15 protein-coding genes are annotated in these 15,836 nt (G+C 71.0%); 8 read left to right on the top strand and 7 right to left on the bottom strand.

What is annotated here, in order from left to right; genetic code table 11:
• The first annotated feature begins 28 nt into the window (after window positions 1-28).
• The 5 genes from HNR01_RS06045 to HNR01_RS06065 all read left to right on the top strand — a co-directional run bounded on the left by HNR01_RS06045 (window position 29) and on the right by HNR01_RS06065 (window position 3,937).
• Complete coding sequence (locus tag HNR01_RS06045) at window positions 29-685, top strand: class I SAM-dependent methyltransferase (RefSeq protein WP_003606502.1); 657 nt, start codon at window positions 29-31, stop codon at window positions 683-685.
• A 38-nt stretch (window positions 686-723) separates the two neighbouring features.
• On the top strand, window positions 724-1,563 hold the full coding sequence (locus tag HNR01_RS06050; RefSeq protein ID WP_017484068.1) for a TVP38/TMEM64 family protein: 840 nt from the start codon (window positions 724-726) through the stop codon (window positions 1,561-1,563).
• Window positions 1,564-1,686: 123 nt separating this feature from the next.
• Window positions 1,687-3,243, top strand: coding sequence for a sensor histidine kinase (locus HNR01_RS06055; protein ID WP_183667107.1), 1,557 nt, complete (start codon window positions 1,687-1,689; stop codon window positions 3,241-3,243).
• Window positions 3,244-3,350: 107 nt separating this feature from the next.
• Window positions 3,351-3,638 (top strand): type II toxin-antitoxin system RelE/ParE family toxin, encoded by a 288-nt coding sequence (locus HNR01_RS06060; RefSeq protein WP_183667108.1) that lies wholly within the window; start codon window positions 3,351-3,353, stop codon window positions 3,636-3,638.
• A complete protein-coding gene (locus HNR01_RS06065) occupies window positions 3,638-3,937 on the top strand; it encodes a helix-turn-helix domain-containing protein (protein WP_183667109.1) in 300 nt (99 codons plus the stop codon). Before HNR01_RS06060 ends, HNR01_RS06065 begins: the two co-directional genes overlap by 1 nt.
• Before the next feature lie 7 nt (window positions 3,938-3,944).
• On the opposite strand, the gene HNR01_RS06070 is transcribed toward HNR01_RS06065, so the two are convergent.
• Together HNR01_RS06070 and HNR01_RS06075 are read right to left on the bottom strand one after the other, a co-directional pair.
• The gene (locus HNR01_RS06070; RefSeq protein WP_183667110.1) at window positions 3,945-5,522 is read right to left on the bottom strand and encodes a DHA2 family efflux MFS transporter permease subunit; all 1,578 of its coding nucleotides are present in this window, start codon (window positions 5,520-5,522) and stop codon (window positions 3,945-3,947) included.
• A 206-nt stretch (window positions 5,523-5,728) separates the two neighbouring features.
• Entirely contained in the window at window positions 5,729-6,961 is a 1,233-nt protein-coding gene (locus tag HNR01_RS06075; protein WP_183667111.1) for an HlyD family secretion protein, read from the bottom strand.
• A 134-nt stretch (window positions 6,962-7,095) separates the two neighbouring features.
• On the opposite strand from HNR01_RS06075, the gene HNR01_RS06080 reads away from it, so the two are divergent.
• Entirely contained in the window at window positions 7,096-7,770 is a 675-nt protein-coding gene (locus HNR01_RS06080; protein WP_183667192.1) for a TetR/AcrR family transcriptional regulator, read from the top strand.
• A gap of 6 nt (window positions 7,771-7,776) precedes the next feature.
• Here the strand turns inward: HNR01_RS06080 and HNR01_RS06085 are convergent, their stop codons facing one another.
• Window positions 7,777-9,540 carry an acyl-CoA dehydrogenase gene (locus HNR01_RS06085; RefSeq protein WP_183667112.1) on the bottom strand — a complete coding sequence of 588 codons (1,764 nt, stop codon included), beginning with the start codon at window positions 9,538-9,540 and terminating at the stop codon, window positions 7,777-7,779.
• A 108-nt stretch (window positions 9,541-9,648) separates the two neighbouring features.
• Here HNR01_RS06085 and HNR01_RS06090 point away from each other — a divergent pair, with 108 nt between their 5' ends.
• On the top strand, window positions 9,649-10,638 hold the full coding sequence (locus tag HNR01_RS06090) for an L-threonylcarbamoyladenylate synthase (protein WP_183667113.1): 990 nt from the start codon (window positions 9,649-9,651) through the stop codon (window positions 10,636-10,638).
• Window positions 10,639-10,808: 170 nt separating this feature from the next.
• On the opposite strand, the gene HNR01_RS06095 is transcribed toward HNR01_RS06090, so the two are convergent.
• The 4 genes from HNR01_RS06095 to kaiC are packed head-to-tail and all read right to left on the bottom strand — an operon-like array spanning window position 10,809 to window position 14,962.
• The gene (locus HNR01_RS06095; protein WP_183667114.1) at window positions 10,809-12,566 is read right to left on the bottom strand and encodes an ATP-binding protein; all 1,758 of its coding nucleotides are present in this window, start codon (window positions 12,564-12,566) and stop codon (window positions 10,809-10,811) included.
• Window positions 12,556-12,921: a circadian clock KaiB family protein gene (locus HNR01_RS06100; protein WP_183667115.1), complete on the bottom strand. Its 366-nt coding sequence runs from the start codon at window positions 12,919-12,921 to the stop codon at window positions 12,556-12,558. Before HNR01_RS06100 ends, HNR01_RS06095 begins: the two co-directional genes overlap by 11 nt.
• Window positions 12,918-13,265 carry a circadian clock KaiB family protein gene (locus HNR01_RS06105; RefSeq protein WP_183667116.1) on the bottom strand — a complete coding sequence of 116 codons (348 nt, stop codon included), beginning with the start codon at window positions 13,263-13,265 and terminating at the stop codon, window positions 12,918-12,920. The genes HNR01_RS06100 and HNR01_RS06105 overlap by 4 nt, the downstream gene beginning before the upstream one ends.
• Entirely contained in the window at window positions 13,262-14,962 is a 1,701-nt protein-coding gene (kaiC, locus tag HNR01_RS06110) for a circadian clock protein KaiC (RefSeq protein ID WP_183667117.1), read from the bottom strand. Before kaiC ends, HNR01_RS06105 begins: the two co-directional genes overlap by 4 nt.
• 477 nt (window positions 14,963-15,439) lie before the next feature.
• Between kaiC and HNR01_RS06115 the strand changes: the two genes are divergently transcribed.
• The gene (locus HNR01_RS06115) at window positions 15,440-15,826 is read left to right on the top strand and encodes a response regulator (RefSeq protein ID WP_183667118.1); all 387 of its coding nucleotides are present in this window, start codon (window positions 15,440-15,442) and stop codon (window positions 15,824-15,826) included.
• Window positions 15,827-15,836: the final 10 nt, after the last annotated feature.

Consider the following 15,836-nt stretch of genomic DNA (forward strand, 5'->3'; position numbering starts at 1 on the left):
CCGGACATGATGAGAGGGTGACTTTTACATGCTGAGCGAGCGGGCGCCCGAGGCCGGGCCGACCACCGAGCTGATGCGCAAGGCCTATGCCCGCTGGGCGCCGGTCTACGACGTCGTCTACGACAAGCTCACCGAACCCGCCGCCCGGGCCGCCGTCGAGGCGGCGGTCGCCCATGGACCGCGGGTGCTGGAGGCCGGCGTCGGCACCGGCCTGTCGCTCGGCTACTATCCCCGCGACAGCTTCGTCTGCGGCGTCGATCTCTCCGAGGACATGCTCAAGCGCGCCCGCGGAAAAGTCCGGCGCAAGGGGCTGACCCACGTCAAGGGGCTCCAGGTCATGGACGTCTGCCGCCTCGGCTATGCCGATGCGAGCTTCGACGCGGTGGTGGCGCAGTTCCTCATCACCCTGGTGCCGAATCCGGAGGCCGCGCTCTCCGAATTCCTCCGCGTGGTGCGTCCCGGCGGCGGCATCGTGCTCGCCAACCACTTCGGTCAGTCGAATGGTCCGGTGGCCCGGGTCGAGGAGATCGTCGCGCCGCTCTGCACCAAGATCGGCTGGTCCTCGGACTTCAAGGCGACCCGGATCGAGGCTTGGGCGCAGCGCAACGGCGTCGAGGTGGTCGGCCTCGCGCCGACCTTCCCCGGCGGCTTCTTCAAAATCCTGCGGATGCGCAAGCGGGGCTGAGGGCTGGCAGGCGAACACCGTCCGGCGGAGGCAGGCCGATGACGCCACGGGGCGGGGAGGGCGTCCGGCCGCATGACCGGCCGCGTGAGCAGCATCCCGAGTCCGGCGGGACGCCGGGGCCGCGCCGGCCCTGGCTGCGCTGGCTCCCGCTCCTGATCCTGGCCGCGCTCTCCGTCGGCATCCTCGCCTCGGGCGGCGCCCACTTCCTCGACCTCGACCGGCTCTCCGAATCGCGGGTCTGGCTCCAGACGCTCATCGCCGAGGACCGGATTCGGGCGATCGCGCTGGCCTGCCTCGTCTATGTCGGCTCGGTCGTGGTCTCGCTGCCCGCGACGCTGGTGCTCACGGTGCTGGCCGGGCTGCTGTTCGGCCCGGTGACCGGAGCCCTGATGGCCATCGGCTCGTCGACGACGGGCGCGGCGATCGTGTTCTCGGTCGGGCGCTACGCCGCCGGCGACCTGATCCGGCGCAAGGCCGGACCCCGGCTGGGTCGCTTCGCGGACGGGTTCCGCCGCGACGGCTTCGGCTACATCCTGATCCTGCGGCTCCTGCCGATCTTTCCCTACTGGATCACCAACCTCGCCCCGGCCGCCTTCGGCGTGTCGCTTCGCACCTTCGCGCTCGCCACCCTGCTCGGCCTGACGCCGGGCGCCTTCATCTATGCCGGTCTCGGCGCCGGACTCGAGGATCTGCTGGCGACCCGCGACGCGGCGAAGGCGGCCTGCCTCGCGGCCGGAGGAACGGATTGCTCGCAGGGCCTCGATCTTCGCGCTCTGGTGACGCCCGGCATGGTCGCGGCGCTGGCGGCGCTGGCAGGATTTGCTCTTTTGACGGTTTATCTGCGCCGACGGCTTGAGCGCCGGACGCTTCGCGCATAAGACTTGCGCACAAGCGAATGGCGCGCGTCACCTGACGGCCGTACAACCTGTGCGGCAGGGGGGAGCCGGCAAAGGGGGCGCGCCATCCGAACCGCGATTGGACGACACAACGACGGGTGACGCTTGAAACGGCCCCGCCTTCCGTTTCCTGGCCGGCCATCGGAGCCGGCGGACGCGGCGCAGAATGATCCGGCGGTCGCGGCCGCCTTGCCCTGGCATATCGAGGCACCGGCCGGCACGACGCCGCCGCGCGCGCGCGCCTTCGCCTGGCTCGGGCGGCTGGGCCTGTCGGGCCGCCTGTTCCTGCTGACGGTGGCCTTCGTCGTCCTGGCCGAGATCCTGATCTACGTCCCGGCGGTGGCGACCTACCGGCTGTCGCGGCTGTCCGACCGGGTTGCGGCAGCGCGGGTCGCCGCCCTCGTTCTGAACGCCGCCCCCGAAGGTCAGGTGCCCGAAGAGACCGCCCGGCGCCTGCTGATGGGCGTCGGCGCCCGCGCCATCGCCGTGCGGGTCGGCGAGACGTGGCGCTACCTCACCGACGGACCGGTGCCGTCCGCGGTGGCCGAGACGGTCGATCTGCGCCAGCGCGGCCTGACGGGCTCGGTCGGCGGCGCCTTCCGGACGCTGTTCCTCCACACCGAGGCGCCGATCCGGGCGATCGGGCCGGGGCAGGACGGCTTCGATGCCGTCGAGGTTCTGCTCGACGAGGGGCCCCTGCGGGCGGCTCTGACCGATTTCTCGCTTCGCCTGCTCGTCGCCTGCCTCATCATCGCGGTGCTGGCGGCCGGGCTCGTCTTCTTCGTGCTCCAGCGGGCGATCGTGCGGCCGGTGGTCCGGCTCGCCCGCGACATCGCCGCCTTCGCCGACGATCCCGAGCGGACCGACCGGCTGGCCCGGCGCTCGGCGCGCACCGACGAGATCGGGCAGGCGGAGAACGCGCTCGCCCGGATGCAGGTGGCGCTCGGCGGCGAGCTGCGCCAGCGGCGCCGGCTGGCCGAACTCGGCCTCTCCGTGAGCAAGATCAACCACGAACTGCGCAACCTGCTCACCACCGCCCAGCTGCTCGGCGATCGCCTGGAAAGCGTCTCCGACCCCCTGGTTCAGCGCGTTGCGCCGCGTCTCGTGGAGACCCTCGACCGGGCGATCCGCTTCTGCGAGGCGACGCTGGCCTATGGCCGCGCCACGGAGCCGAATCCACAGCGGCGCATGGTGGCGCTGGCGCCCCTGTTCGAGGAATTGACCGACCTCGCCGACCTGATGCCGGCGGCCCGCATCCGCGTGGAGGCGCGCGCGGCGCCGGATCTGGAGATCGACGCCGATCCCGAGCAGCTCCTGCGGGCGTTGACCAACCTCGTGCGCAACGCGGTCCAGGCCCATGCCGCGGCCAGGACCGCGGACGGCACGGTGCTGATCGAGGGCGTCCGCGTCGGGCCGCCCGGCACGGGTTCCGTCACGATCCTCGTGACCGACAACGGCCCCGGCGTGCCCGAGCGGGCCAAGTCCAACCTGTTCGCCGCCTTCCAGGGCTCGACCCGGGCCGGCGGCACCGGCCTCGGCCTCGCCATCGCCTCGGAACTGGTGCGCCTCAACGGCGGCACCCTCTGCCTCGACGAGACCGCGAACGGGGCCCGCTTCCGCATCGCCATCCCGGACCGCGCCGCGGGGGTGAAGGCGGCTTGAGCGCAGCGGCGAGCGGCCCTCAACGTTGCCGCGGTACTTGTTCGATATCTTTTTTGATATAATATCGGCCTATGCCGTAGCAGGTCGAAATTCTCAATGAGGCTGTCGTGGCCGAGCTCGACGCGTGGCCCGTGAAGGTCCGCGCTGCCCTGGACAAGATCGTGGAGCGGATCGAGACACTCGGGTTGGAGCGCCTTCACGAGCCGCACGTCAAACACCTGCAAGACAAGATTTGGGAGATGCGCCCGAGCGCGGGCGGCAACGAGGGTCGGGCGCTCTACGTGGCGGTTTCAGGCCGGCGCGTGGTGATCTTGGCTGCTTTCATGAAGAAGACCCGGAAGACGCCCAAGCGATGGTTGGATCTTGCCACGGAGAGAGCAAGAGGCGTGCTGTGATGACAATTCCGTTCAAGACCGTCCGCGAGCGCTGGAACGCTGATCCGGAATATCAGGTCGTGCGCGACGAGATCTCGTCTGAGATGGACCTTGCCTTCGCGATGGCTGAGGCCCGTCACTACGCCAAGCTGTCCCAGGCCGAGGTTGCCCGACGCATCGGCACGTCTCAGGCCATGGTCGCCCGTTGGGAGACGGGCAAGAGCGCACCGACGACGACGTCGTTGCGCCGCTTTGCCCAGGCGACCGGAACGACACTGCAGATTCGACTCGGGGGCAGGGGTACGGACGAGGCTTCGTAGGGTTGCCTCAATGCCCCGCCCCCGCGGGCGCCGCGCCGCGCGGGCGGCGGATCAGCGGCGTGCCGCAGGCCATGGCCAGGAACAGCACGGTAAGGACGAGGAACACGTCCTCGAAGCCCATCACCAGCCCTTGAATCCGCACGGTATTGTTGAGCGCCTTCAGCGCCATGCCGTTGGCGTCGCCGCCCAGCACCTCGAACTGGCGCCGCATGGCGTCGAGCCGCTCCAGCGCGGCGGTGTTGGCCCAGGTGAAGCGCTCATGCAGCCGCGCGAGGTGGAGGTCCCAGCGGGCGTTCAGGATCGTGTTGATCAGCGCCAGCCCCACCGCGCCGCCGAGGTTGCGCGTGAGGTTGAACAGGCCCGAGGCGTTCTTCATCCGCTCCGGCGGCAGGGTGCCGAGCGCGATGTTGTTGATCGGGATCATGCACAGCATCAGCGAGCAGCCGCGCAGCACCTGGGGCCAGAGCAGCTCGTAGAAGTCCCAGTCCTTGGTCAGCCCGGTGACGATCCAGGTGCCGACGGCGAATCCCGAAAACCCGATCGCCATCATGACCCGCGGGTCGAGCTTCGCCGAGAGCTTGCCGGCGATCGGCGCGGTGGCGAACATGCACAGCCCCGAGACGAACATCGTCTCGCCGATCTGCAGCGCCGAGTAGCCGCGCACCCGGGCGAGATAGACCGGATAGAGGTAGGTCAGCCCGTAGAGACCGATGCCGAGCACGAAGCTCGCCGCGCAGCCGGCCGCGAAGTTGCGGTCCGAGAAGGCGCGCAGATCCACGATCGGCTGGCGCGCGGTGAAGACGCGGGCGAAGAACAGCACACCCGACACCGCACAGACGATCGCGCAGGCGAACACCGCCTCGTCCTGCAGCCAGTCGTGGTTCGGACCCTCCTCCAGCACGTATTCGAGGCAGCCGAGGAAGCCCGCCATGAAGGCCAGCCCGGCCCAGTCGAAGGATTTCAGCAGATCGAAGTTCGGCCGGTCGAAATCGACCAGGAGGAAGGTCGAGACCGTGACGAAGATGCCCGGCACGATGTTGATGAGGAACAGCCAGTGCCAGGAGAACAGGTCGGTGAGGTAGCCGCCGATGGTCGGGCCGATGGTCGGTGCCAGCGTCGCGACGAGGCCGATCATCGGCGAGACGATGGTGCGCTTTGAGGGCGGGAAGATCGTGAAGGCCGCGGCGAAGACGGTCGGGATCATGCCGCCGCCGATGAAGCCCTGCAGCGCGCGCCAGACGATCATCTCGTCGATCGACGAGGCGGTGGCGCACATCAGGCTCATCAGCGTGAAGCCGCCGGCCGAGATCGAGAACATCCAGCGGGTCGAGAGCACCCGCGACAGGGTTCCGGAGAGCGGGATCGAGATCACCTCGGCGATGAGGTAGCTCGTCTGGACCCAGGGGATCTCGTCGCCCGAGGCCGAGAGGCCGGCCTGGATCTCGTTGAGCGAGGCCGAGACGATCTGGATGTCGAGGATCGCCATGAACATCCCGAACACCATGCACAGGAACGCCACCATGCGGCGGCGGTCGAGAGGTGGGTCGGCGGCGGGGGGAGCAGCGAGGGTCGCGGTGGCGGCCATGGGCGCCTCGGAAGGGTCGTTGGTGCGGTGCTCCCCTCACACCCTCCTCCTGAGGTGCCGCAGCGAAGCGGAGGCCTCGAAGGGTGTTCCGGGGATCGCGCGGGATCCGGAGGATCCTTCGAGGCCCGCCGACGCGGGCATCTCAGGATGAGGCTCGGGTGGAACGGGTGGTTCAGGCGGCCCGCTCCTGCGGGCCGCGCAAGGTTTCAGCGCCGGGCGGCGAGCTTCTGCACCGGCGCGTCGGCGCCCTCGCGGGTGTCGACCCGCACCACCACGGACAGGCCGGGCCGCAGCAGGCCCTCGCGGGCGACGTCCTCGGGCACGTGGACGCGCACGGGCAGACGCTGCACGATCTTGGTGAAGTTGCCGGTGGCGTTGTCCGGCGGCAGCAGGCTGAAGACCGAGCCGGAGGCGGGCGAGAGCGATTCCACCGTGCCGACGATGTCCCGGTCGGGATAGGCGTCCACGTGGATGTGAACCTCCTGTCCCGGCCGGACCCGGCCGAGCTGCGTCTCCTTGAAGTTCGCATCGACCCGCACGCTCTGGAGCGGCACCAGGGCGGCGATCCGCGAGCCGGGCGACACGTAGGCGCCGGCCTCCACCGCCTTGTTGCCGACGACGCCGTCGAAAGGCGCGCGGATCACCGCGAAGTCGAGGTCGCGCCGGGCCCGGTCGGCGGCCGTGCGCAGCTCCGCGGCGAGGTTTTCCGCCTCGCGCGTCTGCGCCCGCAGCACCTCGACATTGGCCCGCGCCGCGACGAGGGCGGCCTCGGCCGATTTCACCGCCGCCTCGGTGCGGTCGCGGTCGGCCTTGGCCTGATCAAGACGGGATTTGGCGACGTAATCGGCCTGCATCCCCGTGGCGCGGGCGTAGTCGGCGCCGGCCCGCACGGCGTCGGCCTTGGCCGCATCGATCTGGGCCGCGCTCTGCAGCACCTGCGCCTGCGCGGCCTCCGCCTGCCGGCCGATCCGGACGATGGTGCTCTCCTGGGTGGCGAGCTTGTCCTGCGCCGCCGTCACCGCGAGGCGGTAGTCGCCGTCGTCGAGCCGGGCGATGACGTCGCCCCGCTTCACCGCCTGCCCGTTCACCACGGGCACCGCCTCGAGATAGCCCGAGACCTTGGCGGCCAGAACCGAGATGTCGGCCTGCACGTAGGCGTCATCGGTACTGACGAAGAAGCGCCCGACCGTCCACCAGTCCCAGCCGGCATAGACGCCGCCGCCGAGCGCCGCGCAGAGTACGAGGCCCAGCACCGCCCGCCGCAGCGGGCGCCGGGGCTTGGCCGGTGATGCCGGCGGCATCGGCGGGCTCACGATCGCGGGCGGCGGGGCCGGAGCGCGGCCGCCCTCGGCCCGCCCTTCGGCTCGTTCTTCGGCGATGCTCTCCCCACCCGTCTCCGACCGGCCGGATTCCTCACGCAGCGACTCACGAAGCGACATGGCTGAAGCCCCAGACATCCATTGACCGAACCGTTCGGTCAGTCGGCGGGTCAGGTTGACGCCGTCGGCATTCGAGGGGTATTTATCATTGACTGAACGGTTCGGTCAACGCGAATGAGCGGCGAGTGAGTACGATGGCGGGCGCGGCAACACGGGAGCGGGAGCCGGCGGCCCCGCAGGCAGCTTCCCAGACGGTCCCTTCGAGCGAGAGCGACAAGCGCCGGCAGATTCTGGAGGGCGCGCGCCAAGTCTTCATGGCGTCGGGCTTCGACGGCGCCAGCATGGGCGAGATCGCCCGGGCCGCGAACGTGTCGAAGGGCACGCTCTACGTCTATTTCGACAGCAAGGAGGCCTTGTTCGAGGCCCTGACCACCGAGGCCAAGGCGGGGCTGGCGGAAAACCTGTTCCGGCTCGACGAGGACGACCCGGACGTGCGCGCCGTGCTGACCCGGCTCGGCACCAGCTACCTCGCGATGATGGCGCGGCCGGAGCACGTCTCGATCATCCGCATGGTGATCGGCGCCTGCGAGAAGTTTCCACGCTTCGGGCAGGCCTTCTACGAGGCCGGCCCGGCCTGCGGGGTCGGGCGGCTCAAGGCCTATATCGACGCCCAGGTCTCGGCCGGGCGGCTGGCTGCCGCCGATACCGATCTCGCCGCCAAGCACTTCCTCCAGCTCTGCCAGGCCGGGATGCTGACCCGGCTGCTGTTCAATGCCGGTGAAGCGCCCGACGAGGCCGAGATCGGCCACCGAGTCGCGGAGGCCGTCCGGGTCTTCTACGCGGGCTACGGTCCCTCTGCGGCCCGGTAGCCGGGCTCACCCGGCGAGGGCGAAGGCGGGATCGTCGGCGAAGCCGCCGCCGGAAAGGATCGCCTGCTCCAGGCCGGCCGCGGCCGGCAGCAGGTTCTCGGCGAAGAAGCGGGCAAGCGCGATGCGCGCGGCATGGGCCGGATCGGTCTCGCCGGCCTTCACCGCCGCGCTCGACGCGAGCCCCGCCGTCGCGAGGCAGGCCGCCCCCTGCACGAGACCGAACAGGCGCAAGTATGGCGTGGCGCCGGGGAGCGCCTCCTGCGGACGGTTCGAGCCGAGCGCCTTGAGCAGGAAGCTCGTCGCCCGGTCGAGGCTGCCGATGCCGTCGCGCAGGCGCGGCGCGGCGTGGCCGAAGCCGGGGGCGCCGTCTTTCAGCAGACCCTCCGCCACCCGCCGCATCGAACTGATCTGCGCCGCCACCGTGGCGCCGCCGTCGAGCGGCAGCTTGCGGGTGACGAGATCGATCGCCTGGATGCCGTTGGTGCCCTCGTAGATGCCGAGGATGCGCGCATCCCGCATGAGCTGGGCCGCGCCCGTCTCCTCAACGAAGCCCATGCCGCCATGGACCTGGACGCCCAGCGAGGTGACCTCGTTGGCGATGTCGGTGGCGAAGGCCTTGGCCACCGGCGTCAGCAGCGAGGCGCGCTCATGCGCCGCCTTTCCCTCCGGGCCGTGCGCCGCGTCGAGGGCTTGCGCGGTGAGGTAGCAGATGCCGCGGGCCGCCGCGGTGTAGGCCTTCATCGTCAGCAGCGTCCGCTGGATGTCGGCATGGGCGACGATGGCGCTGACGGGCTCGGACGCGCCCGGCGCCCGGCCCTGGCGGCGCTCGCGGGCGTAGTCGAGGGCCTTCTGATACGCGGCCTCCGCCACGCCGACGCCCTGCAGGCCGACATTGAGCCGGGCCGAGTTCATCATCGTGAACATGCAGGCCAAGCCCCGGTTCTCCTCGCCGATCAGCCAGCCGGTGGCCCCGCCCCCATCGCCGAAGGCCATGGAGCAGGTCGGCGAGGCGTGGATGCCGAGCTTGTGCTCCAGCCCTGAACAGCGAAGGTCGTTGCGCGTGCCGTCCGGCAGCACCTTCGGCACGAGGAACAGCGAGATGCCGCGGGTGCCGGCCGGCGCGTCCTTCAGGCGGGCCAGCACGAGGTGGCAGATGTTGTCGGTGAGGTCGTGCTCGCCGTAGGTGATGTAGATCTTGGCGCCGGTGATGCGATAGCTGCCGTCGCCCTGGGCTTCCGCCCGGGTGCGCAGGGCGGAGAGGTCCGAGCCCGCCTGCGGCTCGGTCAGGTTCATCGTGGCGGTCCACTCGCCCGTGACGAGCTTTTCGAGGTAGCGGCCCTTCAGGTCGTCGGAGCCGTGGGCGGCCAGCGCCTCGATGCCGCCGGCGGTGAGCAGCGGGCAGAGGCCGAAGGCGAGGTTTGCGCCGTTCCACATCTCGGTGCAGGCGGCGGCGATCAGGTGCGGCAGGCCCTGGCCGCCATGGTCGGGGTCGGCGAGCACGCCGTTCCAGCCGCCCTCGACGAAAGCGCGGTAGGCCGACACCCAGCCCGGCGCGGTGGTGACGCGCCCGTCCGAGAACGGCGTGCCGTGGCGATCGCCGACACGGTTCAGGGGCGCGATGACGTTGCCGGCGAGCCGGGCCGCCTCTTCGAGGATCGCGACCGCGTCGTCCGGGCCGATCTCGGCCGCGCTCCGCGCCAGCACGGCGTCGAGCCCGGCGACGTGGCGGAGCGTGAAGGCCATCTCCTCGACGGGCGCGCGATAGCTCATGGTCTCTTCACCGCTCCTCCCGCCGCACGTTCGAGGGCGGCGATCCCGTTTGACGGCCTGCGGCTCTAGGGTCTACGGCCGGCCGCTCATTCTCGCACCCACTCCGACATGGACGCACCACCGTCAACCGCTCCCACGCTACGCTTGGCTGCAGATGTCAACGGCCTCGCGCGGGCGGCCGCGCTGATCGGGGGCGGGCGCCTCGTCGCCCTGCCGACGGAGACGGTCTACGGGCTCGGGGCCGACGCCACCGATCCGGAGGCGGTGGCCGCGATCTACGCCGCCAAGGGCCGCCCGCGCTTCAATCCGCTGATCGCCCACGTCACCGGACTCGAGGCCGCCCTGGCTCAGGGCGTGTTCGACGCGGCGGCCCTCCGGCTCGCGGAGAGGTTCTGGCCGGGCCCGCTCACCCTGGTTCTGCCGGCCGCGCCCACCGGCACCGTCTGCGATCTCGCCCGGGCCGGGCTCGACAGCGTGGCCCTGCGCGTGCCCGCGCACGCCGTCGCCCTCGGCCTCCTGGACCGCATCGGGCGGCCGGTCGCGGCCCCCTCGGCGAACCGCTCGGGGCGGGTCAGCCCCACCAGCGCCGATCACGTCCTCGCGGATCTCGATGGCCGAATCGACGCGGTGCTCGACGGCGGCGAATGTCCTGTCGGCGTGGAATCGAGCGTGGTCGCCTGCCTCGGCGGGCCGCCCCGGCTGCTGCGCCCCGGCGGCGTGACGCGGGCTGCCCTCGCCGAGGTGCTCGGTTCCGATCCGGAGGACGCCGGTGATCCCGGTTCGCGCCCCGCGGGACCCGGCCTGCTCGCCTCGCACTACGCGCCGCGAGCCGGGGTCAGGCTGGAGGCGGAGCGCATAGAGCCGGGCGAGGCCGTCCTGACGTTCGGCACCTTCCGCCCGGATGGGCTGGAGCGCGCGGCGGCGGTCGAGTCCCTGAGCGAGCGCGGCGATCCGGCGGAGGCCGCCGCGCGGCTGTTCGGGGCCCTGCGCCGGCTCGATGCCTCGGGCGCACCGACCATCGCCGTCGTTCCGGTGCCGGAGGCCGGGCTCGGCGAAGCGATCAACGATCGCTTGCGCCGGGCCGCGGCGCCGCGCTGATCGCGTTCTGGTTTTCTCGCGAAACTTTTTTGCGGAACCAAACCGCCTCCGGCGCATTGTCCGGTTACGAAGGCCAGTTCAGCCCCCAATGGCCTTTTCCCTTCAAGGCTCGGAGCAATCCGAGCCTTTTTTCTTGGCCGCAAGCTGAGCCGTTGCGAGCCGAGGGGAAGTCACTTCGCTCGAGCGACGCGCCGCTGGATCGCCCGGCGCAGGATGCGCGAGAGATCCTCCACCGAGTAGGGCTTGTGCAGCAGCGGAAAGCCGTGGCACCCGTCCTCGGCCAGCACGTGGCTGTAGCCGGAGGAGAGCACGATCGGCATGCCCGGCTGCGTTCCCAGGATCGTGCGGGCGAGCTCGACGCCGTTCATGCCGGGCATCACGACATCGGTGAACACGACGTCGAACCGGTCCGGCGTGCGGGCGAGTTCGGCCAGCGCCTGCTCCGCATCCATCGCCCAGACGGTGCCGTAGCCGAGTTCGGCCAGGGCCTGCGTCGCGAAGGCGCCGACCTCGCGATTGTCCTCGACCAGGAGCACGCAGGTGCCGTGGCCGGGCGCCAGCGGCTCGGGCTCGTCGGCGGCCTCAGGCATCGTTGGAGCGATCTTGGCCCGGGGCAGGAACAGGGTGAAGGTCGTGCCCTGTCCCAGCACGCTCTCCACCGCGATGTCGCCGCCCGATTGCTTGGCGAAGCCGAACACCTGGGAGAGGCCGAGCCCGGTGCCCTGGCCGACGCCCTTCGTCGTGAAGAACGGCTCGAAGATCCGCGACAGGTCGGCCGGCGCGATGCCGGAGCCGGTGTCGGAGATCGAGACCGCCACGAAGTCGCCGGGCACCGCCGGATGGGTGCGCAGCGCCGGGATCTGCCCGGCATGGCCGACGCGGATGGTGAGGGTACCTTCGCCATCCATGGCGTCGCGGGCATTGACGACCATGTTGACGAGCGCGGTGTCGAACTGGCTCGGATCGGCCTCGACGAGGCAGGCGAAGGGCTCGCCCGCCGCGTCGAAGCAGGGCTCGATCAGGGTCTTCACCTGGATGCGCGCGCCGGTGAGCGTGCCGACCATGTCGGCCACCGCCGCAACGCCGCGGCCGGCATCGAACACCTCGGGCTTGAGCGCCTGGCGCCGGGCGAAGGCGAGGAGCTGGCCCGTCAGCTTGGCTGCCCGTCCCACCGTGTCGGAGATGGCGTCGACGTAGCGGCGGCGGCGCTCCTCGGCGAGGTCGGGGCGCTTGAGCAGGTCGGTTGAGGACTTGATGACGGTGAGCAGGTTGTTGAAGTCATGCGCCACGCCGCCGGTGAGCTGGCCCACCGCCTCCATCTTCTGCGACTGGCGCAGGGCCTCCTCGATCCGCTCGCGCTCGGCGACCTCGGCGCGCAGGCGCTCGTTGGTCTCGGCGAGTTCGTGCAGGCGCAGCCGCTCGGCGGTGAGGTCGGTGATCACGCCGCACAGGAGCAGGGTGTCGCCGTCGCCGTCGAGGCGGCTCAGCGAGAGGTAGGCCGGGCGCTCGATCCCCCCCTCGTCGCACAGGGCGATCTCGCCGCGGGCCGGCATCCGCGCGGCCTGGGCGACCAGGGCGGCGAGGGTCGCCTCCTGATCCCTGGCGGCGAAGCGCGCGAAGGGCTGGCCGATCAGGCGTTCCTGGGGCGTGCCCAGGGTCTCGGCGAGGCGGCGGTTGCAGTAGAGCAGCGTCCCGTCCGGGCCGAGGGTGAAGGCGCCCTCCTGGATCTGCTCGATCAGCACCCGGTAGGGCCGGTCGGCATTCTCCAGGGTATAGACCAGCCGCTCGCCGCTCGGCCCCTCCACCACGATGGCGTCGAAGTCGCCCCGGCGGATCGCCGCGAGGGTGTCCTCGACCTCCTCCAGCCGCGTCTCCAGTTCGCGGATGCGCGCCCGGGCCCCGGCGAGGGCGTCGGCCTCAGTGCTCACCGGCGCCTCCGCCCACCGCCTCGCGCGGCGCCGCGCCCGAATCCATCGGCAGGACGTCGAGCCCGAGCCCGTCGATGACGCGCCGCTCGTCGCTCAGGTCGCCGGCGATGCGCCGGGCGGGGAGGGGGGAGAGCCGCACCAGGGTCGGCGCCGCGACCACGCCGTCGGCGCCCGCCAGCGCCGATTGCTGGTAGATGTCGACCACTTCGAGGTCGCACGCCCCCCCGAGCCTGTGCTCGCACAGGCGGCGCACGCTCTCGATGCTGCGGGTCGAGCGCGGCGAGGTGCCGGCGACGTAGAGGCGCAGCCGGGTGCGCCCGCCGGCCCCGCCGCCCGGGATGGCCCCGCCGCTCAAAGCTCGTCGACCTTCGGGCGGATATCGAGGCCGACCAGCACCTTCTCGGTGTTGGAGAGGTCGCCGATGATCCGCTTGAGCGGCGCGGGCAGGCGGCGCACCAGGGTCGGGATCGCCAGGATCTGATCGCCTGCCGCGAGCTGCGGGTTCTTCATCAGGTCGATGACCTCGATGTCGTAGTGGCCGGCGAGGTGCTCCTCGCAGAAGCGCCTGAGGTTGGCCATCGCCGCCAGCGACTTGGCCGTCTGCCCGGCAACGTAGAGACGCAGGTGGTAGTGCCCGTCGTCCACGGCGCCGTCGGCTCCGGCCTCGAGCCCGTCCCCGGTCGGTCCCGGCCCGCTCATTTGGTACCTCCCCGGCGCGTGGCGAGGGTGCGCCGCTCGCTCGCCAGCACGGCCTCGCGCATCTCGTCCTCGCTCAAGAGCACCGCTTCTTCCTCTTCCACGGCTTCCAGGTTGGCGCGCAGCTCGTCGATCTGGCGCTCCAGCGACTGGCGCCGCCGCACCGCCTCGCGCTGGCGGCGGCGGCTCTCCTGCGCGCGGCGCAGGGCGGCGGCGGCTTCCGCCGCCTCCTGCACGACGCGGGCGGTGCCGGTCAGCACGCCCGCCGGGCCGATATAGGCATCGACGAGCGCGATGCCCTCGCTCGACATCGTGAACTCGCGCAACTGGTTCGAGTGGCGCATCCCCCGGGCCTTGATGACGTAGAGCGTACGCGCGCGCTCGCCGTTGGCCTCGACGTTGAGAAGCTTGATCCAGGCATCCATCAGCGAGGACACGCCGATCGCGCTGCCCTGATCGATCTCGCCGTCCTCGCGCAGGCTGGTGAACACGGCGGTGATGCCGCGGCTCTTCAGCATGTCGATCATCCGCACCATCGTCGCCTGCAGCTCGGCCGGCGGGCCGCGCAGCGCCGAGAGCGGATCGATCACCACCAGGGCGGGGTCGAACCGGTCGATGTCCCGGTGCATGCGGGCCAGATGCATCTCCAAACCGTAGAGGCTCGGACGCGCCGCCTCGAAGCGCAGAAGACCCGATTCCACGTGGCGGGCGAGGTCGAGGCCGATGGAGCGGGCGTTGCGGGTGATCTGGTCGCCGCTCTCCTCGAACACGAAGGCCATGCAGCGCTCAGCCCGCGCGCAGGCGGCGTCGATCATGCTCGCGGTGATCATGGTCTTGCCGGTACCGGCCTCGCCCGAGATCAGGATGCTGGTGCCGCGATGGAAGCCGCCGGGATCGAGCATCGCGTCGAGGCCGGGGATGCCTGTGGAGATGAAGCCCTCGGCGATCCTGTAGTCGAGGTCGGCCGAGGTGACCGGCAGGACGCTGATGCCCTCGGCATCGATCAGGAACGGGTATTCGTTGGTGCCGTGGGCCGAGCCGCGGTACTTCACGACGCGCAGGCGCCGGGTGGTGATCTGATCCTCGACCCGGTTGTCGAGCAGCACCACGCAGTCGGAGACGTATTCCTCCATCCCCTGGCGGGTGAGCTGGCCGTCGCCGCGCTCGCCGGTGATGATCGCGGTCAGGCCCCGGTCCTTGATCCAGCCGAACAGGCGGCGCAGTTCGGCGCGCAGCACCGTCTCGTCGGAGAAGCCGGCGAACAGGGTCTCGATCGTGTCGAGCACGACGCGCTTGGCGCCGATGGAATCGACGGCGAAGCCGAGGCGGATGAACAGCCCTTCGAGGTCGTACTCGCCGGTCTCCTCGATCTCGGAGCGCTCGACGCGCACGTGATCGATGGCGAGCTTGCCCTGCGCGACCAGGCCGTCGAGGTCGTAGCCGAGGGAGGCGACGTTGGCGACGAGATCCTCGGCGCGCTCCTCGAAGCTCATGAACACGCCGGGCTCGTCGAAGCGGGTCGCGCCGTTGACGAGGAAGGTGGTGGCGAACAGCGTCTTGCCGCAGCCGGCGGCGCCGCAGACCAGCGAGGGCCGCCCCTTCGGCAGGCCGCCGAAGGTGATGGCGTCGAAGCCGTCGATGCCGGTGGCGACCTTCGGCAGGACCGCGGCGCGCTCGGGCGGGCTCGCGTCGTCGGACACCGAGGATTCGGACGCCAGAGGTTCAGACGCCAAAACAGTTCTCCAGGACGGTTTCTGCCCCGGCCGGCACCGCGGGCATCCCGTTCACTCCTTCGCCCGAGCGCATGATCGCCGGGGAAGAGCGCCGCAGCCGGGAGACGAGAAGGGAGACGGGGAAGGGGGCGAGCGCCGGACGCGGCGGCGGTCGCAGGCGCCGACGGGGAGGGACGGAGGCGTCAGCGGGCATGGGCGTCAGTGGGCATGGGCGTCGTCATGAAGGCGTCATGGCGGGCCTCGAGCACCCGAATTCGGGCTCCCGTAATGCAAAGGCCGGGGGGTGGCAATACGCGGTCTGCCGGGCCCTCGGCGGCCTCGCCGGACCGCGATTTGTTGCGGATGTTTCGTGAAAACTTCTACGGCTCCGCTGAAACCAATCGCCGCACGGGCACTTTGAGGAAGACCGTTTCCGATCAACCCGCTCCAGCCCGCGCTCCACCGATGTCCACCCCGCCCGTACCGACCGATCCGTCCCGCGCGCCCCGTATCCTCGTCGTCGAGGACGAGAGCTTCGTGCGCATGGTTGCCGTGGACATGCTGGAGGATGCCGGCCTGCCGGTGGCCGAGGCGCCGGATGCCGACACGGCGCTGCAGCTTCTGGAGGGGCGGGCGCAGGCCTTCGACGCGCTGTTCACCGACATCGACATGCCGGGCTCGATGGACGGGCTGACGCTCGCCGCGCGGGTCCGGGCGCGCTGGCCGCATATCCGACTGGTCGTCACCTCGGGCCGGCTCCGGCCGGGGGCCGACGACCTGCCCGATGCCGGCTTCCTGCCGAAGCCCTACGGCCGCTCCGACCTGCTCGGCGCCCTCTGCCTGGCGGCCTGAAGGCCCTCAT

This window comes from Methylorubrum rhodesianum, from assembly GCF_014199985.1.
Taxonomy (GTDB): Bacteria; Pseudomonadota; Alphaproteobacteria; order Rhizobiales; family Beijerinckiaceae; genus Methylobacterium; species Methylobacterium rhodesianum.